A 24,399-nucleotide genomic window follows, 5' to 3' on the forward strand; every position below is an offset into this window, starting at 1 on the left:
CATCAACCGGGGCGGTTACTCACGGTCGACACGGCGCCTGAGCAGGCGGTCCATATGGCTGATGGCCTCGCGCTGTGTATCCGAGGTGACGTGCGTGTAGACGTCCATCGTGATGCTGATCTGGCTGTGCCCCAGGATCTCCATCACGACGCGGGGAGCGACACCGGCCGCGGTGAGGAGCGTGGCGCAGCCATGCCGAGCGTCGTGCAGCCGGATGCGCCGAAGGCCGGCAGCAGCGGTGATGCGGAAGAACGACCGGTTCACGTTCTGCGGGTCGATCGGGCGACCGGTGCGCGTGGTGAAGACGTATGAGGACGGGGAGAGCTCGACTCCCTTGAGCCGCGCCGCCTCGGTCTGTCGCATCCGGTGCCACCGGAGCGCCGCAAGGCAGATCAGGGGGAGGGGCACGGGGCGCGCCCGGCCGCTCTTGGTGGTGTCCTCGTAGAGCTCCCCGCCTACGCGCTGCACCTGCTTGCTGACCCGCAAGACCCGATGTTCAAGGTCCACGTCCGACCAGCGGAGCCCCAGGATCTCGCCGCGACGCAGGCCCATGGAGACCGCCAGGACGAAGGCGGCGTACAACGGATCACGACGCGCCTCCTCCAAGAACCTCAGCGTTTCGTCCAGCGTCCACGGGGACAGCTCGCGACGGGGCACCTTCGGGGCCTCCACGAGCGAGGCGGCGTTCCTCGTCACCAGCTCCTCACGGCAGGCCGCGGTGAGGGCCGTCCTCAGCACCCGGTGTGCCTCTTTGGCCGTGGCCGGGGAGGCGCGGCGTGACACCTCGGCCACGAACGTCCGCACGTGGCGAGGTCCCAGCGCCTCTAGGCTCTTGGAGCCGAGCAGCGGCACGAGATAGAGGCGCACGTGCATGGCGTACTTGTTGTACGTCGTCCGCTTGCGGTTCGGCTTGATGAAGTGCTCCAGCCAATACGGCAGCCACTCGGCGAGCTTGGCCGACCGGGTGGGCACGGGCACGCCCTGGTCGACCTTGGCGAGCAGTTCCCGGCGCTTCGCGTCGCACTCGGCCCACGTCTTGCCGTAGGCGAACTTTCGGGCGCGGGTGCCGTCCGGCTGAAGCACGTACACCGCGCACTGGTAGCGGCCGTCCTTGCGCTTGGTGATGGTGCCGGCGCCGTTCGGGTTGCGCTTGCGGTCACTGGCCATCAGGCAGCCTCCTCGATCTGGCCAGCGATGAAGTCGCTCACGGCGCTCTCGGGGATGCGTCGGCAGCCGTCGACCTTGATGGAGACGAGGCGGTGTGTGCGGATCAGGTCGTAGACCTTGGTCCGGCCGACCTTGAGTCGCACTTTGACCTCATCCACGGTCAGCAGCACAGGTGAAGCGGTGGTCATGCGACGGCTCCTTCCAGGTCGAGCCAGGCGGGTAGTTCTTCGCGGGCGATCTCGCGGTTTTGCTGGATGTCGCGGCGGATGTTGGCGGCGAGCCAGGACTCACCTGGGGTGTGGCCGTGGCCGGCGTAGGTCCAGTGGGCGAGGGTGAGCGTGGTGGCCTCGGTCTCGTCGTCGGGGTCGGGCAGGCCGAGGGCGGCGCGTTGCTGGGCGGCGCGGTAGTCGGCGCGGACCTGGCGTAAGGCACCGAGAGTGGTGGAGTAGCGGCGGGACTTGGTGGAGAAGTGGCCCCGGAAGCCGAGCATGTGAGCCCAGTTCTGGAGCTTGCGGTCCGGGTAGAGCGGGTGCAGGTCGAGGCAGGCCTCGATGAGCCGTCGCGGGTGGTCGGGTACGTCGAGCAGGACCAGGGCCTCTTTGTTGCCGATGCGGCGGTCGACGGTGCCGGTGGTCTCGGCGGCTTTGGTGGCGTACTTGGCCACGTAGGAGGCGACGGCCTGTTCGGTGATGTCCTCGCCGTGGCCGAAGGCGCCGATGGGCTGCACATCGAGCTGGGCGCCCCAGCGCAGGGTGCGGGCTGGCTGGTCGCCGGACGGAGGTACGTCGACCGCGACGCGGGCGGCGGCGGCGTGGATCGCGTCGGTGAGCAGGTCGACGGTGGCCCAGGCCGGGGGCGGGCTGTCGGGTCCGTCCGGTCCGTCGAAGCGGATCACGGCATGGAAGTGCACGGCCCCGCGCTTCTGGTACTCGGCGACCTTGCCGAAGGAGACCCGTGACTGTTCGTGGGCGGCTTTTTGGGTCAGCCCGGCCCGGCGGGCGATGTCGCGGCGCAGGTAGATCGTGAAGTAGCGCCACAGGTCGGAGGCGTGGTTGTTCCACAGCACGGCGCCTGCGTAGTCGTACGTCGCCGGATCGAGCGGGGTGCCGAGTTCGGGGGCGTCCTCCTGGTGGTGGATGCCGCAGGCGCAGGGCTGGGAGCCGGGCCGGTTATGGACCCGCCCGAACGAGGGGGCGGTGAGGGTGGCGAAGACGCGGGGGTGGTCGCGGATCGCCTCTGGGGTGCCCTTGTTCGGGTCGCCGACGAGGCCAGCGCGGATGAGGTGGTAGGTGTCGCCCGCATAGGTCCAGGCGCAGGCCGGGCAGCGGGAGGCGCGGCGGTTGCCGCAGGCGATACGGAGACGGCCGCCCGGCTCGGTGTCTGTCGAGTACGAGTGGAGTAACTGGCCGGTGTGGGCATCGCGGGTGACGGTGGAGCCTTGCAGATGGATCGGGTCGGAGCAGCCGCCCGTGCGACGGATCTGCTCTTGGATGCGGTCGAAGCCGGTGGACCCGGCCAGCCTCAGCACGTCGGCGAGGGTGGCCGGGCCCAGACCCGCCTCAGTGGCGGTGTCGGTCACTTGTTCACCGCCCCCAACGCCGCTTCTTCGGCGTGTTGGCGTTGCTGCTGGTTGGCCCGGAAAGAGCCGTGCGGCCAGGAGACGGCTTGGCACTGCGCTGGCTGTCGTGCAGCCCGTGTGCCTTGGCGGTCTTCTTCAGGCGGTCGTACTCGCCGTCGATTGCCTCGTAGGCGATGCGGTCAACTCCCTTGCTCCACTTGCGCGGCATCAGGCGGTCACCTCCTGCTTGCGTACGAGGTGGGCGGCGCCTGTGCCCTTGCAGGCCGGGCAGGGCACGCGGAGGGTGACGCGGGTGCCGTCGAGGTGACGGGTGCCGGTGGTGATGGCCGCGATGGCGAAGCCGTCGCAGTCCCGGCAGATCCGCCGGCGCAAGGTGCGCTGGGGCATGATGGGTGTCCCTTTCGGGTCCGTTGGATTTGGAAGGGGTTCAGGCGCCCGGAGCGGACGAGACTTGGCGGTTGAGGCCGCTCCGGGGGCCGCTTGGCGTGTGTTGCGCCTGCCGTGGCCCTTGGCCGCGTACATCGCGGAGTCGGCGGCGGACAGAGCGTCGGTGAGGGTCGGCACGGGCAGCTGCTCCCGGTGGCCATGGCCGACCGAGGCCGAGACCGGCAGGACGCCGCCGATGTGCTCGACGGGCCGGTCCAAGGCGTTCTGCAAGGCGTGGAGGCCGGGGGTGCGGCCGGGGTGGGTGACGATGGCGGCGAACTCGTCTCCGCCGAGGCGTGCGGCGAGGCCGTGGCGTCCGCACCAGTCGCTCAATCGGCGGGCGGTCGCGGTGAGCACCGTGTCCCCAGCGGCGTGGCCGTGGGTGTCGTTGATGACCTTGAAATCGTCCAGGTCAACCAGGACCACCAGGGCGCCGGGATGCTTGGCCAGTAGGCGTTCGGCGCGAGCAGTCCATCCGGCGCGGGTGTGCAGGCCGGTCAGGGGGTCGCGGCGGGCGGTGGCCAGGCGGCGCAGGAGCATCCCGCCGTGGAGGGCCCATCCCAGGGCCGGTAAGCCAGCGGCGATCACGTGCGTGTCCATGTCGGTCACCGCCCCTTCTGGAGGTCCTTGGCGAGGAGGCGGAGGACGATGGCCACCAGGGCCACGGAGACGCCGGTGATGGCGACCGCGAGGAGCATGGAGACCAGGACGGCGCCGACGACGAGGACCACGGCGGTGCCGCCGCCGACGAGGGCGAGCGCGGCGCCCGGGGTCAGCTGGACGGTCGGCCGGTTGGGGACCGCCGGGGCGACCGGGGCCGGGGCCTGCGAGGCAGCGGGCATCGGCGCGGTGCCGTTGGCGGTGGGCGCCGGGGACGGGACCGCGGGGGCGGTGTCCGGGGTCGGGTACTTCGGGGTGAGCACGGGATCGTTCCTCCTGTCAGGCGTTGCAGCGGTGGGTACGGGCGGCGAGCTCGGCGGCGGAACGGTCGCAGTGTTCGGTGGAGAAGCCACAGCCAGGAGCGGTGCAGGCGGCTGTGTGCTTGGTCTGGCCACGGCCGTTGTTGTAGGTGCCGACCTTGACCGGCCCGAGCTGGATCACGTCGTAGAACCGGTTCGGACGCATGGGATGAACCTCCTTCGGAGTCAGGCCAGTTGAAGTTGAGCGGCAATCGCTTGGCAGGTCGCGGCGGGCAGGCCCAGTCGGGCGGTGAGCGTGTCGGCGGTGATCTGCTCGCCCGTGCTGTCGCGGTGTGCGTCGGCGATCGAGCGGGCGTGGTCGAGCAGGGCCGGGGGAACGCTCGGGGTGCCGGCGGGAGGCTTGACGGGTGCCGGGGTCAGTTCCGCCGCCAGAGCCGGGGCCGCCGGTTCGGGTGCGTCGGTACGGTGCACTTCGACTTCCGGGGCCGCCGGTACTTCGTCCGGCTCCGGCTCCGAGACGATCGGGGCGGGAGCGGGAGCGTGGACGAGGAGGGTTCCGCCGAGGAAGGCGAGGGCGGGCCATCCGGCGACGAGGATGCGCAGCCAGGCAGGAACGTGGTGCAGGTCGAGCAGCCCGGCCGTGGCGACGTTGGCCCCGAGCGAAGCCGTCAGAGCGATGGCGAACCAGGTCCAGGACGACCGGTCGCGGGCGGCGCGCAGCCGACGCCAGGCGGCGACCAGAAGCAAGTCGACCGAGACCGGATAGGCCCACGCCTTCCATCCGGATTGCCCTGCCGCCGACGCCAGGTCGTGCAGGTGCGCGAAGGACAGGGCACCGGCGATTACGGCTTGGATGAGGACGGCATCAGGGCGGATCGAGCGGTTCACACGATCACTCCCTCAGTCTGTGACCGGCAGCGGCTTGACCAGAGACGGGCCAGGCGCGGGAGCGTCGGCGGGCACGTGTGGCCGGTACGGGTCGAGGGCGGGCAGGTCGGGGACGAGGTGGGCGAACTCTCGGCAGGCCGCCATGGCTTCATCGCGGGAGGTGTGAGGGGTGCGGATCTTCGCCCAGCCGCCCGAGGAGTCGGCGGCGACGGCCGTTCCGGGGCGTTCCGCCGGGATCAGGCTGGCGGCCGTGACCGCGTCGGGGGCCACGTCGGCGAGTCCCATTTCGGCGGTCTGCTTGTCGTTGACCCGGTGGACCACGCGGCCGGTGAGCTGGGCGCGCAGCATGGTCGCGCCCTTGCCCAGCTCGGAGCCGAAGCGCTGCCCGCACACCTCCAGGTAGATCCCGACCGCGCGGGCCATCTGCGCCAGCCGGATCAACGCGGTGACGATCCGCTCCCGCCGTTCCTCATCCTTCTTGGAGGAGATCAGGAAGAGCTCGGCGACCTCGTCGACCAGGACGACGACCGGCACCGGCCGTATCTCCTCGGGCAGGTCCCACATGTCCGAGACGCCGTGCAGACTCAGCAGATCGAAGCGGGATTCCATCTCGCCGACCAGCACATCCAGCAGCGAGGCGGAGTCGTCCGGCGTGGTGGCCAGGGCTGACAGGCGGGGCGCGTACGCCGACTGCTCGACACCGCGCTTGCAGTCGATCCCGACCAGGGCCACCGGCAGCCGCGCCAGTCCCTTGATCAGGTTCCGCTGATAGACGGACTTGCCCGAGTTGTTCGCGCCCAGCGTCAGCGCCATGGGCACCTTGCGATAGTCGCGGACGAACGCGGTCCCGTCCTCCCTCAGCGCCACCGGCACGGACAGGTCCTGGGGGCGGGCCCCGCGGGGAAGCCGGACCCGGCGCAGCACGTCGTAGCCGGTCATGCGTAGCTCGACGTATCCCGGCTTGGTCTCGGCGACGGTCACCGAGTGCACGCCCCAGGCATGCCGCAGCCGCTCGGAGGCGGCCATCAGGTCAGCTGGCTCCAGTCCGGCGGGTAGCCGCAGAGTCACCCGCAACCCGGTCGAGGTGCCCCGCACCCGGCGGATCTTCGGCGGGACCGGCAGCACGTCACGACGGGCCACGTTCCGCGTGATGAACGCCCGCAGACGCGACGGCTGGACTGTCAGCCCGCACACGTCCATCGTCGAGCGGTACGTGATCGTGAACCGGCCCCAGGTGACCGGCAGCCCGACCAGTGACCAGTACACGCGCGGCGCGCGTACCTTCGCGTAGCCGAGACCGCCAGCCCCCGCGAGGGCGCCCGTGGCCTCCAGCACCATGGACAGATCGCTCATGGTCAGGCCGCCGAGGTGATCGCGGCCGCACGGAACGAGATGCCGTGGCGCTTCTGGCCGTTGAACTCGTTCTCCCAGTCACGGGCCTTCAGGCCGATCACCTTCACCGGCATCCCCGGGGCCAACCCCTCCGGGTAACCGGTCTCCGGGATGGTGACCTGGTAGAGGTTCCCCTCGCCCTCGTCGGAGACCAGCAGGCCTACCGTCGACAGCGGCGCCCCGGTCTCCCGGTCCATCGCCTGCTCACCGGTCTTCGCGTTGGCCAGCTTCGGCGTCGGCGCGGTCGCCACGAATACCACAGCAGTCGACGTGTCGATCTTGAAGGACGGCATGAAGCACTCCCTGAGTCGATGTGTGAGAGCAGCCCAAACAAGGCCCTCTTCTCTCGCTGTCCTGGGACTGCGAGCGGCTTGAGGGAGACTTTGGCATGCAGTCCTGGGACTGTCAACAGTCCTGGGACTGTGCTTGACTTGCCTTGTCGAGAGGAGTGGCGCGATGACGCCCAAGTGGCGAGAGCTGGCGGACAAGCTGGCTGAGCAGATCAAGCGAGGTGAGTACGCACCTGGCCAGCAGTTGCCGCAGATCAGAGAGCTGGTTGCGGCGGGCGAGGGTTCCAAGTCCACCGTCCACCAGGCCTACAAAGCTCTCGAAGCCGAGGGGCTGGTGACCTCATCCCGAGGGCATGGCACCGTCGTGCGACAACGAGTCCCGCTCAAGAGACTCGGGATCGCTCGCTACGACAAGGCCAAGTGGCGAGACGGTGACGAGGTGGCGTTCATCGCCGACCGCGTGGCCTCTGGGCGTAGCTACCGTCGCAATGAGCAGACCCAGACCGTCAGCCTCGTGGAAGCCCCGCCAGCAGTCGCAGCCGCGCATGGCCTGGGTGAAGGGGCCGAGGTGTACGCGCGAGCTCGGCTGGTGAAGGAAGGCGACCAGCCGACGCACACCCTGACCAGCTACTACCGCCCAGAGCATGTCGAGGGAACGCGACTGGTGGACCCGACCCCGGGACCGGCCGGCCGCGGCGGTGGCTTCCGGGTGCTGTACGACGCGGGGTACGAGATCGACCACATGAAGGAGGAGCTCTTTGCCAGGGCTCCCACGCCCGATGAAGTGAAGCTCCTGCAGCTGCCGTCGGGCGAACCCGTCGTCGAATTGCATCGGACGACCTACACGGCCTCTGGCACAGTGGTTGAGTTCGCCATCGGGGTACACGCAGCTTCGCGCTTCGCGTGGGAGTACGACTTCAAGGTGCCGGACTCCGCGAAGGACGAGAAGGGGCAGTAATGATCTCGACACAGGCATGGGCCGACACGCGACGCCTGTGGGATTACCACCAGATGGGCCACACCCTGCGGCCGTGCTCGGTTGCGATCGGCTTGGGTAGCCACGACTTGGGTGTGGCCGACACGGCGGTGGATCTGTACAAGCGCGGCCTGGTCCCCCTGCTTGTGTTCACCGGAGCCACCAGCCCCACGACGCGGGCACGCATGCCGAGGGGCGAGGCCGTCCACTACCGCGAGCGGGCTCTTGAACTCGGCGTGCCTAGCTCAGCGGTGCTTGTGGAACCTCGTGCCAGCAATACCGCCGAGAACATCCGCTTCTCCAAGGCCGTGCTGGAGGAGGCCGGAGCGGATGTGTCCTCCGTGCTGTTGATCAGCAAGCCGTACGAAGAGCGGCGCGCATACGCCACGGCCCGCAAAGAGTGGCCTGAGGTGGAATTCCTCAGTGCCTCCACCCCGATGACGCTTGAGGAATACGTTGATTCCATCGGGGATGCCCGCCTGGTTATCGACATGCTTGTGGGCGCGCTTCAGCGTTTGCTGATCTACCCCGAGCGGGGATTCATGATCAGTCAGCCTGTGCCTGACGACGTGCTTGAGGCCTACGAGCGCCTGTGCCGCGAGGGCTTCACTAGTCGACTCATTCCCTCTGACCAGCCCGCTGTCTAGGACGGCTCAGCGCCAGGCAGTCAGACGCATACGGCGATGGACGACGTCTACGCGGCCCGCATCACGGATGCCGTGCTCGATGCGGCGCCGCACATCCATGCACGCGATGGCCGCAACTGCCTCCGCGGATGGCAATTGATCTTCGACCAGCGGTCCCGACCTGTTACAGGTTTCTCTACCTCATCAAGCCCCGGCTGCGCTCCGCTCCGCCGGGCGCGCTCCCGGCTCCGCGCCGGGCGCCGCTCCTGCCTTCGGCCCGCTCCGCCCGCGCTGCGCCGACGCGCGCCCACATGTGGATAGGGCCCGAAGGCCATGAGTCGAGCACCGCAGAGAGGGGGCACGGTCAGAACATGCCTCCGGCGGGGGCGCTCAGGCTCCGAGATGGCGGGGGCGCCGTTCGCGGGTGCCGGCCGAGTGTGGCGTGCGCGGTGTGCTCCCATCCCGTCCGCCATCGACCCAGGCAGAGCCGAGCAGTCGCGGCCCAGGGCGTCAAGGTCGTTCGTCCAGCAGGGCGCTCCACCTTGACGCCCTGAACCACGCCCGCTCCACGGTGTGTGGGTCGACGGCAGACGGGACGGGAGCTGGGGCGAGTGGTGGGTGACGGGAGGATGGCTGCCAGGGGTAGCCTTCCCGTCCGTTCGAAGGTTTCTGGAAGGTTCCCTATGCACGCCATCGTTTTCCTGCTGCGGAGCGCACTCGGCCTTGGCGCCTGTCTGGTGTTCGCGTGGGAGCAGGACCGCCAGGCTTCGGGGCCGGGTTGGAGGAAGCCGCGAGTCTTCGCTGCGGCTGTGGCTGGGCTACTCGCCATCGTGTTGACCGCCTACGCCTAGAAGCCGCCGCTCGCCGTGCCCTTCCCGTGCCCGTTGAGTCGGGAAACAGCGGGGAGTCACGGGCGCTGGCGGACACTGGGCATGAGAACGGACCCCGACCGATTTACCTGGTCAGGGTCCGTTTCTGCTGGCGGTGGGTGTGGGATTTGAACCCACGGTGACTCGCGCCACGACGGTTTTCAAGACTGATCACGGCGTCTGCTCACCTCGGAGGTCTTCATTACTGACAGGCTCCGCGTGATCGAACATGTACTCAAGCAACCCCCTACGGGGTGAGCCACTCTCGAGCTCTTCGACCTCGACGTAGGTGACACCGTCTCGGGTGAACACTCCCGTAACCCGGAAGTCGAAGTCATGCTGCGGGTAGCCCGGGTAGCGCCGAGCCCAGATGGAGCCGATCCGAGGCAGTGTGGTCACACTGCGCAGTTTGCCATCGGACGCATGTCGTACAGCAGAGGAGTACCGCAACCACAGCAACCAGCGGCGACCACTGACGGCGCGTAGCAGCCCGAGAGCGACCGTAATGGCCGAGCATGACCGATCTACATAGAGCTACGGATCAGAAAGCCACTGACATCCACGGCTGACATCAACGAGGCCGGACGGGGGCGTACACGAGCGCTCCTGTCCGGCCACAATCGGGCCAGCCCACGCCGCCAACGACAGCTTGCTGTCGAACTTGTAAAGCGAAGGTCGTCGGTTCGAATCCGACAGGGGGCTCTACCCACAACCTGGGACAACGCCCTCACGATCCGTGATCGTGAGGGCGTTGACGGTAGTTCTTGACGGCAGTTCCCTCTAACGGCGCCGCCTGAGCAGGCGATCCATGTGTCCCATGGCTTCCCGCCGGTCGCCGTCGCTCACGTGCGTGTAGACGTTCATCGTCACCGCGATCTGTGAGTGCCCGAGGATCTCCATCACGGTCCGGGGCGCGACGCCCGCCGCGAAGAGCAGCGAGGCGCATCCGTGGCGGGTGTCGTGCAGCCGGACTTTCGGGAGCTCCGCTGACGACGCGATCCGCAGGAACGAGCAGTACAGGTTCCGCGGCTCGATCGGCCGACCGCTCCGGGTGGTGAAGACGTGGTCGCTGTCGTGCCAGTCCGCGCCGGCGGACTCGCGCCGGTCAGCCTGCCGCAGACGTTGCCATCGGAGCGGTGCGACGCACATGGACGGGATCGGGATCACCCGCGCTCGCCGGTTCTTCGTGGTGTCGAGATACAGCTCTTTGCCGCCACGGTTCAGCGTGGTCCGCACCGTGAGGATGCGCCGGTCAAGGTCGACGTCCTTCCACTGCAATCCCAGGATCTCCCCGCGCCGCAGGCCGAGCGCCACGGCGAGGACGAACGCCGTATACAGCGGGTCGGTCCGTGCCGCTTCGAGAAACGTCAGGGTCTCGTCCAGCGACCACGGGCGCAGCTCGCGCGGCTCGACCTGGGGAGCGGGGACTAACTGCACCACGTTGCGGCTGATGAGTTCCTCGCGGCAGGCGGCCGTCAGAGCTGTACGCAGCACACGGTGCGATTCCTTCGCGGTCGCCGCTGATGCCTGCGCGGTGACTTCCGAGAGCATCCGCCGGACGTTCGCCGTGGTGAGCGATTCCAGCCGTCGGCTACCCAGCAGCGGTACGAGGTACAGCCGGACGTGCATCTCGTACTTCACGTACGTCGTGCGTTTCCGGTTGGGCCAGATGTGCTCTTCCAGCCAGTACGGCAACCACTCGGAGAGCTTCGCCGAACGAGTGGGCGTCGGGATTCCCTGACGGTCGCGGCGAACGAGTTCCTGACGCTTCTCGTCGCACTCCTCCCAGGTGGCGCCGTAGACGGTCTTCCGCTTGCGGGTGCCGTCAGGCTGCGGGACGTAGACGCGGCCCTCAAAGCGTCCATCCGTGCGCTGCCAGATGCTGCCGGCGCCGTTCGGATTCCTCTTGCGGGATGCCATCAGGCAGCTTCCTCCATTCGATCGCGCATGTACGCGCGGACGGAATCGACCGGGATGCGGCGGGATCGGCCGACCGTGAAACTCGGGAGTTCCTTTGAGCGAATGAGGTCGTAGAACTTGCTGCGGCTCAGACGCAGTGCCGTCATGACCTCGGAAACCATGAATGCTTCGGGGGTTTCGGGAACGGCCGTGGGCACGTCGAACCTCCGTGAAGGGGTGAGGGTGAGTTGGCGCCACATTGCTGTGGGTCGCGGCCCATCGCGGCCCAAGCCTGTGACCTGTGGTGTTGCGGCGTCCTTGTGCAGCCCATCGCGGCCCACTGCGTTCAGGGGCGGGCCGCGATGGGCCGCGATGAGGTTTGGAGAAACTGCAGGTCAGGAGTGGTGGGTCGCGATGGGCCGCGACCCGGCGGAATGTGGGCTCAACCGGTGAGGGTGATGCCGTGGTAGGTGGCGACCCGCTCGCCCGAGGCGGCTCGGGGTCGAACCCGATGCCGCCGAGCGCGATGTTCACCGCCGTACGGGAGACGGCCCGCTTGGCCGCGACCGGTTCGGGCTGCACGGGGTTGATGGCATAGCCGGTGACGACCCGCCCGTCGGGCAGGACCACGCTCGCCACCGCCGGGACGCTGCCCGGCTGGACGGGGACGAGCGGCGTGGCGACGGGCACGACGGGAGTGAGGGGGGTGGGTTGATGGACTTCCACGGCCCGCTCGGCGGCGCGCTGGAGGTGCTTCTGTCTGCCCTGACGGCCATCTGCACGGGTGCAGCCTGTCGTCACCGTTCCGTCACAAGTAGTCGCCGCACGGAACCCTGCCGCTCTCCCGCCCTATCTGCACTCACGCACCACGACCACGCGTACCGCGGGGCAACAACCGACGACCGAAACCCGCGGACGAGACGACTCAGGGGGACGACAGCATGCGTCACAGCAACGGCATTCGCAGGGCGGCTCTGGCGACGACGGCGGTCACGGCCGTCGCGGCGGCGGTGACCGGCATCCTGCCCGGCACCGCCATGGCAGCGAGCGCCACCACCTCCACCCCGCCGCCCGCCTGCCCGGCCTCCGCCCTCCAGGTCAGCGCCTGGCAGGCCGTCCACCGGCCCGTCGGGACCGGGACCGGGGCGGCGGTCGTGCAGTTCACCAACGTCTCCCGGAGGACGTGCGTCCTGAAGGGCCATCCGACGGTCGCGGGCGCCGGCAACGGCTCCCCCGCCCACAACACCCCGCTCAAGGTCACCCCCACCGGCAGGGCGGCCACCGTGACGGTCCGGCCGCACGGCAAGGCGTGGGTGAAGCTGACCTTCGTCCAGGTCCAGGGGGAGGCCGACGGCTACTGCGTGTCGGGCAAGGACCCGGTGACGTATCCGACGATGGTCATCGGGCTGCCGCACTCCGGGAAGCACCAGGTCGCCCTGAACGACGGATGGTGGGCCGAGTGCGACAACAAGGTGACCGTCACCCCGGTCTCGGCGGTCAAGCCTTCCTGACCCCACCGTCCCCACAAATCGAGCAGCCTGCACGACGATCGCAACGCTCTGACCTACCCGTTTACGAGGCACTGCACATAAGTGCAGGTCAGCGACTCAGCGCACCTTCGGCGCGTTGAGTCGCTGACCTGCGGTGATCAAACTCCGATGACACAAACTCGCGTCCGTCAAAGTCCGATGGCAAACGGTCAAGATCCAGTGGCACGAGACAGTGAGACCCAGGACCCAGTCAGGCCCGCGCGTCGGGTTGCCTCAAAATTCGAACACGCGCTCTAATTTGGTCATGCGTCGAGTAGACCACCTGACCGACACCCAGGAGCGCATCCTGGCTTACATCCGCCGATCCATCGCCGAGACCGGCGAAGCGCCGACGGCCGCGGAGATCGGCGCGGCCGTCGGTATGCGCAGCCGGGCTTCCGTGCACTACCAGCTCGGCGAACTCGAAGCGAAGGCGGCGATCATTCGGGAGCCCGGCCGGCATCGTGGGATCCGCCTCGCGTGAGGGACCCGCAGCGCTACCACTTGAGTCTGACCTGCGGCGGCCGGCCGATGATGCATGGCTGGTGGGGCAACGAGGCGACCGCCCGGCGCAAGTGGGCGTCATGGATCGGCGAGCGAGGCGGCATGCCCGGTGCGCGCATTACCCTCACGGATGAGGAGTCCGGCGCGGCGTTGGCCAACTGGTCCGACGAGTCGTAGCCCGCCTGCCGGTCTGGCATCGATCTTGGGGTACCCGCCCCCACCGCTGGCGGACCGTGCCCCCTGGCGGCCCGAGGTGGAGGCCGATCATCGGAGGGCGGCGCGTGGCTGCGGGTCCGGTCACGTCGTGGTGTTGCAGGCGGCGTCCACACATCGCCGCGGTGCTGCGCCAAGTCCTTACTGACTTCGGCGTATTAGGGTCCGTCCGGTCTGTCGAGAGCGAGGCCCGTCCCGGCGAGGAATCCAGCAATTCTCCGCGACGTGCACCAAGTCCAGCAGCACTTCAGGCCGCGTCCACAACGGGGACCGTCTGATCGATCAGGGCTACGGCGACCGGGCGCGCGTAGTCGAAAGACTCGGTGCTGTCGATCGAGGTGGCCAGTGCGGTAGCCCCTTCGAAAAGCACGAAGAGCTGGTGGCCCAGCGCCTCGGGGTCGTCGGCCCCTGCCTCGCGGGCGGCGTCGATGATCGTGTCCAGGACGGCGTGCTTGTGGGCGTGGATCACCGGGTGGGCCGGGTGGGCGGACCCGGCGAGTTCGACGGCGGCATTGTGGAACGGGCAGCCGCGGAAGATCGCGTCGGCAGGAGGCCGGTCGAACAGCGCGAGCAGCCGGTCACGCGGTGGCAGATCCAGACACTGTAGGGGGCGCTCGCTGGGGACGGCGTCCTCGTCCATCCGCTCCAGGTAGGCGGCGACCAGTTCGTCTTTGCTGCCGAACAGTTTGTAGAGCGTCCGCTTCGATACGCCCGCGACTTCGGCGAGCTCGTCAATGCCGGTGGCCTGGATGCCGCGCCGGTAGAACAGGGCGGCCGCTGTCGCGAGGATCCGCTCCCGCGGGCTCACCTGGGCGGCCGCGGAGACGTCGGTCTGTGATCGTCCTTGCGCATTCACTCGTACAGGATACTGCTCGTTCTACTTTTTCGATCTCCGGCCATGAGGGTTGTGACTCACGCCACGTTCACAGATGGGGTACCGATCTGTTTCCTGTGATGCTAACCTCCTGGGTACCGATCGGTTTCCAATCGTACGCAAGACGGGAATCAGCATGTCGCAGTATTCGCATGTCACCGCACCCACGCAATATGTGGCCGCGGGCGGAATTCGCTTCGCTTATCGCAGCTTTGGTCCGGAGAGCGGCACACCCCTGATTTTCCTGCAGCATTTCCGTGGGGGAATGGATCACTGGGATCCGCTGGTCACCGACGGCCTGGCCGCGAACCGGCCGGTCATCCTCTTCGACAACGCGGGTGTGGCCGGTTCCAGCGGCGAGACACCGGACACTCTGGAGGCGCTCGCCGACCATGCCGCCGAGTTCGTTCGCGCGCTCGGTCTGCCTCTGGTCGACGTCCTCGGGTTGTCGATCGGCGGCGGCGTCGCCCAGGCTCTGGCACTCCGCCACCCCGCTCTGGTCCGCAGGCTCGTCATCGTCGGAGCCAAGCCGCGCGCGGGTGAGGACGAGGGGACCCACCCCGACATCATCGAGGTCGCCACCCGGCACGAGGTGCCGACCCTGGAGGACTTCCTCTACCTGTTCTTCGGGCCCTCACCGGCCGGTCAGGCAGCGGGCAGGGCGTTCTGGGAACGCCGACACCAGCGGGTCGTCGACGTCGACCCGCCCACCTCGCAGCAGACGATGAAGGCCCAGCTCGCCGCCATCGTGGAGTGGAACCAGCAGCGCGGTGAGCGGTACGCCGAGCTCGGACGGATCACCCAGCCGGCCCTCGTGGTGAACGGAAGTCGCGACATCATGGCGCCCACGGTCAATTCCTACATCATGGCGCAGCATCTTCCGAACGCCGAACTGATCGTCTATCCCGACTCCGGACACGGCTCCCTTTTCCAGTATCCCGAGCTCTTCGTGCACCACGTCGATCGCTTCCTCGGCACCGACGTCGCATTCACCTGAAAGGACCGGACATGAATGACCTACTGAATTCCGTGCTGGACGCGCACGGCGGCCTCGACCGCTGGTCGAGCGTCAGGACGCTCACCGCCCGGCTCACGATCGACGGTCCGTTCTGGGAGATGCGCGGCTTCAAGGACGCGTTCCTCAAGGAGACCCTGGAGATCGACCTCCACCGGCAGCATGCCGTCTTCACCCCGTGGCTCGAACCCGGGCAGAGCCTCATCTACACCCCCGACCGGGTCGTGCTGCGGACAGCCGACGGCGGAACGGTCGCCGACCTGTCCGAGCCACGCCCCTCATACGCCGGCTACGACCCGTACTCGCCCTGGACCGCACTGCAGGTCGGCTACTTCCTCGGGTACGCAATGTGGAACTACCTCACCACCCCGTACCTGTTCACCCTGCCTGGTGTGCGCACCCGTGAGATCGAGCCCTGCGAGGAGGACGGCGCCACCTGGCGCCGCCTGCACGTCACGTTCCCGGACACCATCGCCACCCACACCCGCGAGCAGGTCTTCCACTTCAGCGAGGACAGCCTGCTGCGCCGCCTCGACTACAACGTCGACGTCAACGCCGGCGTCCCGGTCGCCCACTACACCGACGAGTACCGGACCTTCGGCGGCCTGGCCTTCCCGACCCGACGCCTCGTCCACCCCCGCAACGTCGACGGCACGCCCAACCGCGGCCTTCCCGGTCCCGGGGGCAGCGCGATCGCCATCGACATCCACGACATCACGATCAGCTAGGGGAACGGACCACTCATGCTCGGCACCATCACGACCACCAAGACCGACGCGGTCACCGTCCACACCTACACCGCCCCCGAGAGCGGGTGGCGCGCGTCGAGCCATCTGATAGAGCTGCCCGGCCAGCTCGTCCTCGTCGACACCCCGCTGCTCCCCGCGCTCACCGGCGAACTCCTCGCCTACGCCGCGGACCTGGGCAAGCCGATCGCCCGGCTCTACGTGAGCCACGCCCACCCCGACCACTACGCCGGCATCTCCCTCATCAACGCCCCCGCCTACGCCCTGGCACCGGTGCGCCAGACCGTCAACGAGTTCGGCGCAGCGCATTTGCAGGGTGCGTACCTGATGACCGGTCACCCGGACATCGAGACGTCCTCTCCTCACATCGGCTTCGCGGTCGAGGCAGGAGAGGAGATCATCGACGGGGTTCGCTTCAGCTTCGAGCCCGTGAGCCACGCCGAGGCCGGTGACCAGCTCACGATCGGCCTCCCCGACGACGCGATCCTGATCGCCCAGGACGTGGTCTTCAACGGGGTTCACGCCTTCCTCGGTGAGAAGAAATTCGACGCCTGGATCGAGGCCCTCGACGCACTCGAGGCCCGTCCGTACGAGGTCGTCCTACCCGGCCACGGACTCCCCGGTGACCGCGGCCTCTACGCGGCCACCCGCGCCTACCTCACCGTGGCCCGCGACGCCGTGGGCGCCGCCGACGGTCCCGCCGATCTCAACCGCCGCCTGATCAGCGCGTATCCCAACCACACCGGCACTGCCATGCAGCCTGTGCAGAACTACTTCCTGTTCGCCTAGCTTGATCTTCAACCGCAGGGGAAAATGGTCCCTCGAACCTGATCGCCCGCTCCGGTAACCGCCGTAACCGTACGTGCAGGTGGCCCTCGGCTGGTTAGTAATGTCGAACGACAGCAGGGAACTACCGCAGGAGAAAGAACGCGACGGGTGACAGCCGCTGCCCTGCGTGGGGAGGTCCCCGAGGTTGGACTCGGGCGCCTCCTCGCGCCGTTTCAGCGCCACCAGAACGCTCCCTAAGAGCTGGCAGTCGCTGAGCGCGGCAACTGACGGCAACCGTTGACGGCAACAGCGGTGCACGTTGCCGCATCCACAGGAGCGGACGCGGATGTCGCAGGCTAGGCCAGGTTGGCAAATCCCTGATCGCTGAGCCGACGGGGCGAACTTGTAAAGCGAAGGTCGTCGGTTCGAATCCGACAGGGGGCTCTGTACGGCGAAGGCCACCCGCACCGGACGGTGTGCGGGTGGCCTTCGCCGTTGGTGCGGGCGCTCGGCGCCGCGTCGGTGCTGGTGCTCAGCCCCGGTGCAGGAGGGTGCGCAGGGTCTCGCGCAGGGTTGCCTCCGGGTCCGGGGACGCGGCGTTGGTGCGCCAGGCCACGTAGCCGTCGGGGCGGACCAGGACCGCGCCGTCGGGGGTGGTGCCGTGCAGCCGGGCCCAGTCGGCGTCCTCGGTGGCGTAGGTGGCGTAGGTGAGGTCGGCGTCGGGGCCCTGGCCGACGCGGTACGCGTCGAGGCGTACCCCGTCGCGGACGGCGATGCGGCGGGCGGCGTCGTGCCAGCCGGCGTCGTCCGGGGCGTCGCTGAGCAGGACCAGGGAGCTCTCGTAGAGGTCGATGGTCGACAGCTTCCGGCCGTCGCGGCGCAGCCACATGTGGGGGGCCCGGGTGCCGGGCTGTCCGGTCAGGTCCATTCCGTCGGGCACCACCGGCTGGTCCGGGTCGGCGCCGATGACGGCCCCCGCCGGGTAGCGGTAGCCGAGGACGACGTTGAGGATGCCGCCGCGCCGGCCGGCGCCGACGCCGGGCGCGGGCGCGAAGCCGGGGTGGCTGTGCTCCACGGAGCGGGCGGAGGCGCGGGCGCTGGTCGCCAGGGCCACCGGGCGGCGCTCGGTGTCGTACGTCTCCAGCAGGCCGGGGCCGGCCCAGCCGTCGAGGACGGCGGCGAGCTTCCAGGCGAGGTTGTGCGCGTCCTGGATGCCGGTGTTGGAGCCGAAGGCGCCGGTCGGTGACATCTCGTGCGCGGAGTCCCCGGCGAGGAACACCCTGCCGTCCAGGTACCGGTCGGCGACGCGCTCGGCGGCCCGCCAGGACGCCTTGCCGGTGATCTCCACGTCGATGTCGGGTGAGCCGACCGCGCGGCGGATGTGCCGGGCGAGCCGGTCCTCGGTGAACTCGTCCAGCGTCTCGCCGAGCTCCGGGTGCCAGGGGGCGTGGAAGACCCAGCGCTCCTTGTTGTCGACGGGGAGCAGGGCGCCGTCGGCCTCGGGGTCGGTGAGGTAGCAGCAGATGAAGCGTCGGTCCCCGACCACGTCGGCGAGCAGCTTGGAGCGGAAGGTGACGCTGACGTTGGCGAAGAGCTCGCCGGGCCCGGCCTGTCCGATGCCGAGCCGGCCCCGGACCGGGCTGCGGGGGCCGTCCGCCGCGACGAGGTAGTCCGCCCGGACGGTGTAGCGCTCCTCGGTGTTGCGGTCCCGGACGACTGCTGTCACCCCTTCGGCGTCCTGCTCGAAGGACTCCATCTCGTGGAAGTACCTGAGGTCGCCGCCGAGGGTGCGGGCGCCGTCCAGCAGGACCGGCTCCAGGTCGTTCTGGCTGCACAGGCACCATCCGGTCGGGCTGAACCTGGCCAGCCCGCCGCCCGGGTCGATGTGCTTGAACAGCCACTCGCCCGCGTCCCCGACCAGCGTCGGGGTCTGCAGGATGCCGTGGTTCTCGGCGAGCAGGGAGGCCGCCGTGTGGATGTCCGGCTCTACGCCGGCCACCCGGAAGAGTTCCATCGTCCGGACGTTGTTGCCGCGTCCGCGCGGGTGATGCGAGGTCCCCGAGTGCCGCTCGACGAGCATGTGCCGCACACCGAGACGGCCCAGGAAAAGGGACATGGACAGGCCCACCAGAGAGCCGCCCACGATGAGGACGGGTACCCGGTGGTCGGCTTTGTGGTGCATCGAAGCCTCCAGAGGCAGGGGTGCGGGTGTGGGGCGCCTGTGACTTTCCATGCCCTTTGCGGCCTTGGGGGAGCGCCTCGGCGTGCCCAATCACCCACGTGGTTCATACGAGTCGCGCACTCCTGGGGACCGGCACAGGATCAAGGAACGCTGACGTCGCGTCACCAGCGGCCGGCGTCCGCCTCTGCCCCGCGAAGGAGATGTGCGCAGGATGACCACAACGTCTGAACGTGTTTCAGAAACGCTGACCCGACAGGTGTCGAAGCGGGTCTCCCAGTCCGTGTTCGACGGTTCCCGGCTCCGGGTCGTCCTGCTGGTCGACGTGTACGACGGAGCCCAGCAGCAGTTCCTGGAGGCCTACGAGCAACTGTGCAATCAGGTTGCGTCCGTGCCCGGACATGTCAGCGACCAACTCTGCCAGTCCATCGAGAATCCATCCCAATGGCTCATCACGAGCGAATGGGAGAGTGCCCCGCCCTTCCTCGCCTGGGTGAACAGCGAGGAGCACGTGCGGATGGTGGAGCCGCTGCACAGCTGCGTCCGCGACACCCGCTCGCTGCGCTTCCACGTCGTCCGGGAGACCGGTGGCGCGGCGGCCGGTCCCAAGGCGGACAAGCGCCGGCTGCAGACCTCCCCGCGGATCGGCGACGGTGTGCTCCGGCACGCGCTGACCTTCACGGTCAAGCCGGGCAGCGAGCCGCAGGTCGCGAAGATCCTCGCGGACTATGCCTCGCCCGAGGCGCGGGTCGACGACACCACGCGGCTGTGCCGGACCTCGCTGTTCATGCACGGCAACCGGGTCGTGCGGGCCATCGAGGTGCGCGGCGACCTGCTCGCGGCGCTGCGGCACGTGGCCCGGCAGCCCGAGGTGCGGGCCGTCGAGGAGGCCATCAACCCGTACCTGGAGCAGGATCGGGACCTCAACAACCAGGAGTCGGCGCGGGTGTTCTTCACCCGGGCGGCGCTGCCGGCCGTGCATCACGTGACGGCCGACCAGCTGCCCGAGGGTGAGCGGCACGCGCTGTACTACCCGGCGAAGTCCGGCCGCGGGATGAAGCTGGCCGAGCTGCTCGCCCAGCACGACGAGGCGGCGGCGGAGGACCCGCAGAGCCCGGTCCTGCGCAGCACGATCTTCCAGCGCGACGACGTCGTGGTGCGGCTGATCGACGTGCGCGGCGACCGTGACGCCGGGTCCGTCCTGCCGAAGGCCGGGCAGGCCGCGGAGCTGAAGAAGCTCCTCGACGGCGAGGCCGTCCGCATGGAGCTCATCACCGACCGTCACTCGCCGGACGCCTGACCGGCGGCCCACTCCCACGCCGACTCAGCACATCCATCGGAGGAACGTCGTGATCAAACCCCGTCCCAGAATCGTGGACCTCAGCGAGGTCGAGCCCAACGTCAAGCGCGGCGGCGATCTGCGCGCCATGCTCACTCCGGCCACGGTGGGTTCCACCAGCGGTTTCATGGGAGTGGCCCTCATCCAGCCCGGCGACCGCATCGGCGAGCACTACCACCCGTACTCCGAGGAGTTCGTGTACGTCACCTGCGGCGAGCTGGAGGTGGATCTGGACGGCGAACCCCACCCGCTGCGGCCGGAGCAGGCACTGATGATCCCCGCCTACATGCGGCACCGGTTCCGCAACGTCGGCAACGTGGAGGCGCGCATGGTCTTCCACCTGGGCCCGCTGGCCCCGCGGCCGCAGCTGGGCCATGTCGACACCGAGGGCACGGAGCCCGTCGCCGCCGCCGTCACCGCCGAGCCAGCCGAGGCGGGCGCCGTCCGCACGGCCGACCGAGGTCAGGTCCGTTCATGACCCGGCGCGTGGCGGTCACCGGCATAGGCATCGTGGCTCCGGGCGGGATCGGCGTACCGGCGTTCTGGAATCTGCTCTCCAACGGCCGAACCGCGACGCGAGGCATCACGTTCTTCGACCCGACAGGCCTGCGTTCGCGGATAGCCGCCGAGTGCGACTTCGACCCGGCGGAGCACGGCCTGGACGCCGAGCAGATCGAACGGGCGGACCGGTACATCCAGTTCGCCCTGGTCGCCGGGGAGGAGGCCGTCCGGGACTCCGGTCTCGACCTGGACCGGGAGAACCCCTGGCGGGTCGGGGTGTCACTGGGGACCGCGGTGGGCGGCACCACCCGTCTGGAGCACGACTACGTCCTGGTCAGCCACCGAGGGGAGCGCTGGGACGTGGACCACCGGGAGGCCGAGCCGCAGCTGCACCGGGCGTTCTCGCCCAGCACGCTCGCCTCCGCGGTGGCGGAACGTTTCCGCGCTCAGGGTCCGGTGCAGACCGTCTCCACGGGCTGCACCTCGGGTCTGGACGCGGTGGGATACGCCTTCCACACCGTCGAGGAGGGCCGGGCCGACATCTGCATAGCCGGCGCCTCGGACTCGCCGATCTCCCCGATCACGATGGCCTGCTTCGACGCCATCAAGGCCACGTCCCCCAACAACGACGACCCCGCACACGCCTCCCGGCCCTTCGACAACAACCGTGACGGGTTCGTCATGGGCGAGGGCGGCGCGGTGCTGGTCCTGGAGGAGCTGGAACACGCGCGGGCCCGCGGCGCGCACGTGTACTGCGAGCTCAGCGGCTACGCCACCTTCGGCAACGCCTATCACATGACCGGTCTGACCAGCGAGGGTCTGGAGATGGCCCGGGCGATAGAGGTCGCCCTTGACCACTCCCGGCTCGACGGATCGGCGATCGACTACGTCAACGCGCATGGCTCGGGCACCCGGCAGAACGACCGTCACGAGACGGCGGCCGTGAAGCGGGCGCTCGGACAGCACGCCTACGACATCCCCATGAGCTCCATCAAGTCCATGGTGGGTCACTCCCTCGGCGCGATCGGCGCCATCGAGGTCGTCGCCTGCGTGCTGGCCCTGGCCAACCAGGTCGTACCACCGACCGCGAACTACGAGACCCCCGACCCCGAGTGCGACCTGGACTACGTCCCGCGCGTCGCCCGCGAACGGAAGCTCACCAGCGTCCTGTCCGTGGGCAGCGGCTTCGGTGGTTTCCAGTCCGCGGTGATCCTGACCCGGCCGAGGGAGTGAGGACACGATGAGCGCACCGCATGAACGGCGCGCGGCCGTCACCGGAATCGGTGTGGTCGCGCCCAACGGAACCAGCACCGACACCTTCTGGAAGGCCACCCAGCAAGGGCTGAGCGTCCTCGACCGGATCACCCGGGAGGGCTGCGAGCACCTGCCCCTCAAGGTGGCCGGCGAGGTCCGCGACTTCGACCCGGCGGCGGCGGTCGAGGAGCGCTACCTCGTCCAGACCGACCGGTTCACGCACTACGCGATGGCCGCGGCCGACCTCGCCCTGGACGACGCCCGCCTCGGGCAGGCCGACACCTCCGAGGCGCCGTTCTCCATCGGCGTGGTCACCGCGGCCGGTTCCGGCGGCGGCGAGTTCGGCCAGCGCGAACTCCAGCAGCTGTGGGGCAAGGGCAGCCGGTTCGTCGGCCCGTACCAGTCCATCGCCTGGTTCTACGCCGCCAGCACCGGCCAGATCTCCATCCGCCGCGGCTTCAAGGGGCCCTGTTCCGTCGTCGCCGCCGACGAGGCCGGTGGTCTGGACGCCCTCGCCCATGCGGCGCGGGCGGTGGAGCGGGGCACCGACGCGATCGTGGCCGGCTCCACCGAGGCGCCGCTCGCCCCGTACTCGATGGTGTGCCAGCTCGGTTACGAGGAGCTCAGCACCGTCGAGGACCCGACCCGTGCCTACCGTCCGTTCACCGACGCGGCCTGCGGGTTCGTGCCGGCCGAGGGCGGCGCCATGCTCGTCGTGGAGGCCGCGGAGGTGGCCCGGGAGCGGGGCGTGGACGTGCGGGCGCTCATCGCGGGACACGCGGCGACCTTCACCGGCGCCTCCCGCTGGGCGGAGTCCCGGGAGGGGCTCGCCCACGCGATCCGCGGGGCCCTGGACGAGGCCGGCTGCGCTCCCGAGGAGGTCGACGTCGTGTTCGCCGACGCGCTCGGTGTACCGGCGGCGGACCGCGCCGAGGCGCTGGCCATCGCCGACGCCCTGGGCGGGCACGGCAGGCGGGTGCCCGTCACCGCGCCGAAGACCGGCACGGGCCGGGGCTACTGCGCGGCGCCCGTGCTGGACACCGCGGCGGCGGTGCTCGCGATGGAGCACGGCCTGATCCCACCCACCCCCAACGTCTTCGACGTCTGTCACGACCTGGACCTCGTGACCGGCCGTGCCCGAGCCGCCGAACTGCGCACGGCACTGGTGCTCAGCCGGGGACTCATGGGGTCGAACTCGGCGCTCGTGCTGCGGCACGGCGCCGGCGAACGAGCCTGAAAGATCCACCGCTCGTAGCGGGGCGCCTCGCGGCGAGGTCTCGCAGCACGGAGGCCACGCGGCGAAGAAGCCCCGCAGCAAAGGAGAGGAACCGCATGTCCGCACAGATCACCGTGGAAGAACTCGCCGGGCTCATGAAGAAGGCCGCCGGGGTCACCGTGGCCCCGCAGGACCTGGAACAGCGTGCCGACTCCGGGTTCGACGCGCTCGGCGTCGACTCGCTCGGCCTGCTCGGCATCGTCGGCGAGCTGGAGAACCGGCACGGCACCTTGATGCCGCCCGACGCGGAGCGCTGCAAGACGCCCCGGCAGTTCCTCGCCCTCGTCAACACCACTCTCATGGCAGGAGCCTGAACATGGCCGGACACACGCAGAACGAGATCACCATCGCCGCACCCCTGGACCTCGTCTGGGACATGACCAACGACCTGGAGAGGTGGCCGCAGCTGTTCAGCGAGTACGCCTCCTGCGAGGTCCTCTCCCAGGAGGGCCAGAGGACGACGTTCCGGCTGACCATGCACCCGGACGACAACGGCACCGTGTGGAGCTGGGTCTCCGAGCGGGAGCCGGACCGCGACACCCTCACGGTCCGGGCCCGCCGCGTGGAGACCGGGCCCTTCGCCTTCATGAACATCCACTGGCAGTACGAGGAAGTGCCCTCCGGCACCCGGATGGTGTGGACGCAGGACTTCGAGATGAAGCCGGACGCCCCGGTCGACGACGACTGGATGACCGACAACATCAACAAGAACTCCAAGGTCCAGATGGCCCTCATCCGGGACAAGATCGAGAAGGCCGCCGCCGGACACCGGCCCGCCCCGGCCCTGGCCGACTGACCCCGACGGAGGACGAACCCCGATGCATCAGGCACTGATCGTCGCCCGTATGGCCCCGGGATCCGCCCCGGACATCGCCAAGGTGTTCGAGGAGTCCGACCGGGGAGAGCTGCCGCACCTCGTCGGTGTCGTACGGCGCAGCCTCTTCCAGTTCGGCGACGTCTACATGCACCTCGTCGAGTCCGAGCGCGAGCCCGGCCCGGCCATCGCCAAGGTGACCGAACACCCCGAGTTCCGGGCCATCAGCGACAAGCTGTCGGCGTACGTCAGCGCGTACAACCCCGAGACCTGGAGGTCCCCCAAGGACGCGATGGCACAGCGTTTCTACCTCTGGGAGCGCAACTGAGCCGTACGGCTCTCGTACACGGCACCG

Annotated in this window: 29 protein-coding genes and 1 tRNA gene; 16 read left to right on the forward strand and 14 right to left on the reverse strand. The window is 69.1% G+C overall.

All coding sequences use genetic code 11. The features are described from left to right. Window positions 1-15 precede the first annotated feature (15 nt). From IPZ69_RS09555 to IPZ69_RS09600, 10 genes are read right to left on the reverse strand one after another with little or no spacing between them, the layout of a single operon-like run. A complete protein-coding gene (locus IPZ69_RS09555; RefSeq protein WP_235453594.1) occupies window positions 16-1,167 on the reverse strand; it encodes a tyrosine-type recombinase/integrase in 1,152 nt (383 codons plus the stop codon). Beyond that, window positions 1,167-1,355 (reverse strand): helix-turn-helix domain-containing protein, encoded by a 189-nt coding sequence (locus IPZ69_RS09560; RefSeq protein WP_235453595.1) that lies wholly within the window; start codon window positions 1,353-1,355, stop codon window positions 1,167-1,169. Before IPZ69_RS09560 ends, IPZ69_RS09555 begins: the two co-directional genes overlap by 1 nt. Further along, complete coding sequence (gene repSA, locus IPZ69_RS09565; protein WP_235453596.1) at window positions 1,352-2,746, reverse strand: replication initiator protein RepSA; 1,395 nt, start codon at window positions 2,744-2,746, stop codon at window positions 1,352-1,354. Before repSA ends, IPZ69_RS09560 begins: the two co-directional genes overlap by 4 nt. Window positions 2,747-2,750: 4 nt before the next feature. Next, window positions 2,751-2,954: a hypothetical protein gene (locus IPZ69_RS09570; RefSeq protein WP_235453597.1), complete on the reverse strand. Its 204-nt coding sequence runs from the start codon at window positions 2,952-2,954 to the stop codon at window positions 2,751-2,753. Beyond that, window positions 2,954-3,772, reverse strand: a complete 819-nt coding sequence (locus tag IPZ69_RS09575; protein WP_308407440.1) for a GGDEF domain-containing protein — start codon at window positions 3,770-3,772, stop codon at window positions 2,954-2,956. Before IPZ69_RS09575 ends, IPZ69_RS09570 begins: the two co-directional genes overlap by 1 nt. 5 nt (window positions 3,773-3,777) lie before the next feature. Further along, a complete protein-coding gene (locus tag IPZ69_RS09580; RefSeq protein ID WP_235453598.1) occupies window positions 3,778-4,095 on the reverse strand; it encodes a SpdD protein in 318 nt (105 codons plus the stop codon). A 16-nt stretch (window positions 4,096-4,111) separates the two neighbouring features. Next, window positions 4,112-4,297, reverse strand: coding sequence for a mobile element transfer protein (locus IPZ69_RS09585; protein WP_235453599.1), 186 nt, complete (start codon window positions 4,295-4,297; stop codon window positions 4,112-4,114). Window positions 4,298-4,317: 20 nt separating this feature from the next. Continuing rightward, window positions 4,318-4,980 carry a DUF2637 domain-containing protein gene (locus IPZ69_RS09590; protein WP_235453600.1) on the reverse strand — a complete coding sequence of 221 codons (663 nt, stop codon included), beginning with the start codon at window positions 4,978-4,980 and terminating at the stop codon, window positions 4,318-4,320. A gap of 12 nt (window positions 4,981-4,992) precedes the next feature. Continuing rightward, entirely contained in the window at window positions 4,993-6,333 is a 1,341-nt protein-coding gene (locus IPZ69_RS09595; protein ID WP_235453601.1) for an FtsK/SpoIIIE domain-containing protein, read from the reverse strand. Between the two features lie 2 nt (window positions 6,334-6,335). After that, the gene (locus IPZ69_RS09600) at window positions 6,336-6,665 is read right to left on the reverse strand and encodes an SCO3933 family regulatory protein (RefSeq protein ID WP_235453602.1); all 330 of its coding nucleotides are present in this window, start codon (window positions 6,663-6,665) and stop codon (window positions 6,336-6,338) included. Window positions 6,666-6,828: 163 nt separating this feature from the next. Here IPZ69_RS09600 and IPZ69_RS09605 point away from each other — a divergent pair, with 163 nt between their 5' ends. The 3 genes from IPZ69_RS09605 to IPZ69_RS09615 all read left to right on the forward strand — a co-directional run bounded on the left by IPZ69_RS09605 (window position 6,829) and on the right by IPZ69_RS09615 (window position 9,835). Further along, a complete protein-coding gene (locus IPZ69_RS09605; RefSeq protein WP_235453603.1) occupies window positions 6,829-7,620 on the forward strand; it encodes a GntR family transcriptional regulator in 792 nt (263 codons plus the stop codon). Continuing rightward, window positions 7,620-8,285 carry a YdcF family protein gene (locus IPZ69_RS09610; RefSeq protein ID WP_235453604.1) on the forward strand — a complete coding sequence of 222 codons (666 nt, stop codon included), beginning with the start codon at window positions 7,620-7,622 and terminating at the stop codon, window positions 8,283-8,285. Before IPZ69_RS09605 ends, IPZ69_RS09610 begins: the two co-directional genes overlap by 1 nt. Before the next feature lie 1,485 nt (window positions 8,286-9,770). Continuing rightward, window positions 9,771-9,835: transfer RNA gene (locus IPZ69_RS09615), tRNA-Ser, on the forward strand. A gap of 78 nt (window positions 9,836-9,913) precedes the next feature. On the opposite strand, the gene IPZ69_RS09620 is transcribed toward IPZ69_RS09615, so the two are convergent. Then, window positions 9,914-11,053: a site-specific integrase gene (locus IPZ69_RS09620; protein ID WP_235453605.1), complete on the reverse strand. Its 1,140-nt coding sequence runs from the start codon at window positions 11,051-11,053 to the stop codon at window positions 9,914-9,916. Continuing rightward, window positions 11,053-11,250, reverse strand: a complete 198-nt coding sequence (locus tag IPZ69_RS09625; RefSeq protein ID WP_235453606.1) for a helix-turn-helix domain-containing protein — start codon at window positions 11,248-11,250, stop codon at window positions 11,053-11,055. The genes IPZ69_RS09620 and IPZ69_RS09625 overlap by 1 nt, the downstream gene beginning before the upstream one ends. Window positions 11,251-11,973: 723 nt before the next feature. On the opposite strand from IPZ69_RS09625, the gene IPZ69_RS09630 reads away from it, so the two are divergent. The 3 genes from IPZ69_RS09630 to IPZ69_RS09640 all read left to right on the forward strand — a co-directional run bounded on the left by IPZ69_RS09630 (window position 11,974) and on the right by IPZ69_RS09640 (window position 13,242). Next, the gene (locus IPZ69_RS09630; RefSeq protein WP_235453607.1) at window positions 11,974-12,543 is read left to right on the forward strand and encodes a DUF4232 domain-containing protein; all 570 of its coding nucleotides are present in this window, start codon (window positions 11,974-11,976) and stop codon (window positions 12,541-12,543) included. Window positions 12,544-12,826: 283 nt separating this feature from the next. Then, window positions 12,827-13,045 (forward strand): LexA family protein, encoded by a 219-nt coding sequence (locus tag IPZ69_RS09635; RefSeq protein ID WP_235453608.1) that lies wholly within the window; start codon window positions 12,827-12,829, stop codon window positions 13,043-13,045. Beyond that, on the forward strand, window positions 13,042-13,242 hold the full coding sequence (locus IPZ69_RS09640; RefSeq protein WP_235453609.1) for a hypothetical protein: 201 nt from the start codon (window positions 13,042-13,044) through the stop codon (window positions 13,240-13,242). The genes IPZ69_RS09635 and IPZ69_RS09640 overlap by 4 nt, the downstream gene beginning before the upstream one ends. Before the next feature lie 283 nt (window positions 13,243-13,525). Here IPZ69_RS09640 and IPZ69_RS09645 read toward each other — a convergent pair whose 3' ends face one another. After that, a complete protein-coding gene (locus tag IPZ69_RS09645; protein WP_235453610.1) occupies window positions 13,526-14,134 on the reverse strand; it encodes a TetR/AcrR family transcriptional regulator in 609 nt (202 codons plus the stop codon). A 154-nt stretch (window positions 14,135-14,288) separates the two neighbouring features. Here IPZ69_RS09645 and IPZ69_RS09650 point away from each other — a divergent pair, with 154 nt between their 5' ends. From IPZ69_RS09650 to IPZ69_RS09660, 3 genes are read left to right on the forward strand one after another with little or no spacing between them, the layout of a single operon-like run. Continuing rightward, window positions 14,289-15,149 carry an alpha/beta fold hydrolase gene (locus IPZ69_RS09650; protein ID WP_235453611.1) on the forward strand — a complete coding sequence of 287 codons (861 nt, stop codon included), beginning with the start codon at window positions 14,289-14,291 and terminating at the stop codon, window positions 15,147-15,149. 11 nt (window positions 15,150-15,160) lie between these two features. Continuing rightward, a complete protein-coding gene (locus tag IPZ69_RS09655; protein WP_235453612.1) occupies window positions 15,161-15,895 on the forward strand; it encodes a hypothetical protein in 735 nt (244 codons plus the stop codon). Window positions 15,896-15,910: 15 nt separating this feature from the next. Then, a complete protein-coding gene (locus IPZ69_RS09660) occupies window positions 15,911-16,702 on the forward strand; it encodes an MBL fold metallo-hydrolase (protein ID WP_235453613.1) in 792 nt (263 codons plus the stop codon). A gap of 511 nt (window positions 16,703-17,213) precedes the next feature. Here the strand turns inward: IPZ69_RS09660 and IPZ69_RS09665 are convergent. Beyond that, entirely contained in the window at window positions 17,214-18,863 is a 1,650-nt protein-coding gene (locus IPZ69_RS09665) for an FAD-dependent oxidoreductase (RefSeq protein WP_235453614.1), read from the reverse strand. Between the two features lie 211 nt (window positions 18,864-19,074). On the opposite strand from IPZ69_RS09665, the gene IPZ69_RS09670 reads away from it, so the two are divergent. The 7 genes from IPZ69_RS09670 to IPZ69_RS09700 all read left to right on the forward strand — a co-directional run bounded on the left by IPZ69_RS09670 (window position 19,075) and on the right by IPZ69_RS09700 (window position 24,372). Further along, on the forward strand, window positions 19,075-20,160 hold the full coding sequence (locus IPZ69_RS09670) for a SchA/CurD-like domain-containing protein (RefSeq protein WP_235453615.1): 1,086 nt from the start codon (window positions 19,075-19,077) through the stop codon (window positions 20,158-20,160). Window positions 20,161-20,209: 49 nt separating this feature from the next. Continuing rightward, window positions 20,210-20,677, forward strand: a complete 468-nt coding sequence (locus tag IPZ69_RS09675) for a cupin domain-containing protein (RefSeq protein ID WP_235453616.1) — start codon at window positions 20,210-20,212, stop codon at window positions 20,675-20,677. Next, window positions 20,674-21,933: a beta-ketoacyl-[acyl-carrier-protein] synthase family protein gene (locus IPZ69_RS09680; RefSeq protein WP_235453617.1), complete on the forward strand. Its 1,260-nt coding sequence runs from the start codon at window positions 20,674-20,676 to the stop codon at window positions 21,931-21,933. The genes IPZ69_RS09675 and IPZ69_RS09680 overlap by 4 nt, the downstream gene beginning before the upstream one ends. Before the next feature lie 7 nt (window positions 21,934-21,940). After that, window positions 21,941-23,191, forward strand: a complete 1,251-nt coding sequence (locus IPZ69_RS09685; protein ID WP_235453618.1) for a ketosynthase chain-length factor — start codon at window positions 21,941-21,943, stop codon at window positions 23,189-23,191. A gap of 95 nt (window positions 23,192-23,286) precedes the next feature. Then, window positions 23,287-23,544: an acyl carrier protein gene (locus IPZ69_RS09690; protein WP_235453619.1), complete on the forward strand. Its 258-nt coding sequence runs from the start codon at window positions 23,287-23,289 to the stop codon at window positions 23,542-23,544. A 2-nt stretch (window positions 23,545-23,546) separates the two neighbouring features. Next, window positions 23,547-24,026 (forward strand): SRPBCC family protein, encoded by a 480-nt coding sequence (locus IPZ69_RS09695; protein ID WP_235453620.1) that lies wholly within the window; start codon window positions 23,547-23,549, stop codon window positions 24,024-24,026. A 22-nt stretch (window positions 24,027-24,048) separates the two neighbouring features. Then, the gene (locus IPZ69_RS09700; protein WP_235453621.1) at window positions 24,049-24,372 is read left to right on the forward strand and encodes a TcmI family type II polyketide cyclase; all 324 of its coding nucleotides are present in this window, start codon (window positions 24,049-24,051) and stop codon (window positions 24,370-24,372) included. Window positions 24,373-24,399: the final 27 nt, after the last annotated feature.

It is taken from the genome of Streptomyces olivochromogenes, assembly GCF_021538895.1.
Taxonomy (GTDB): domain Bacteria; phylum Actinomycetota; class Actinomycetes; order Streptomycetales; family Streptomycetaceae; genus Streptomyces; species Streptomyces olivochromogenes_A.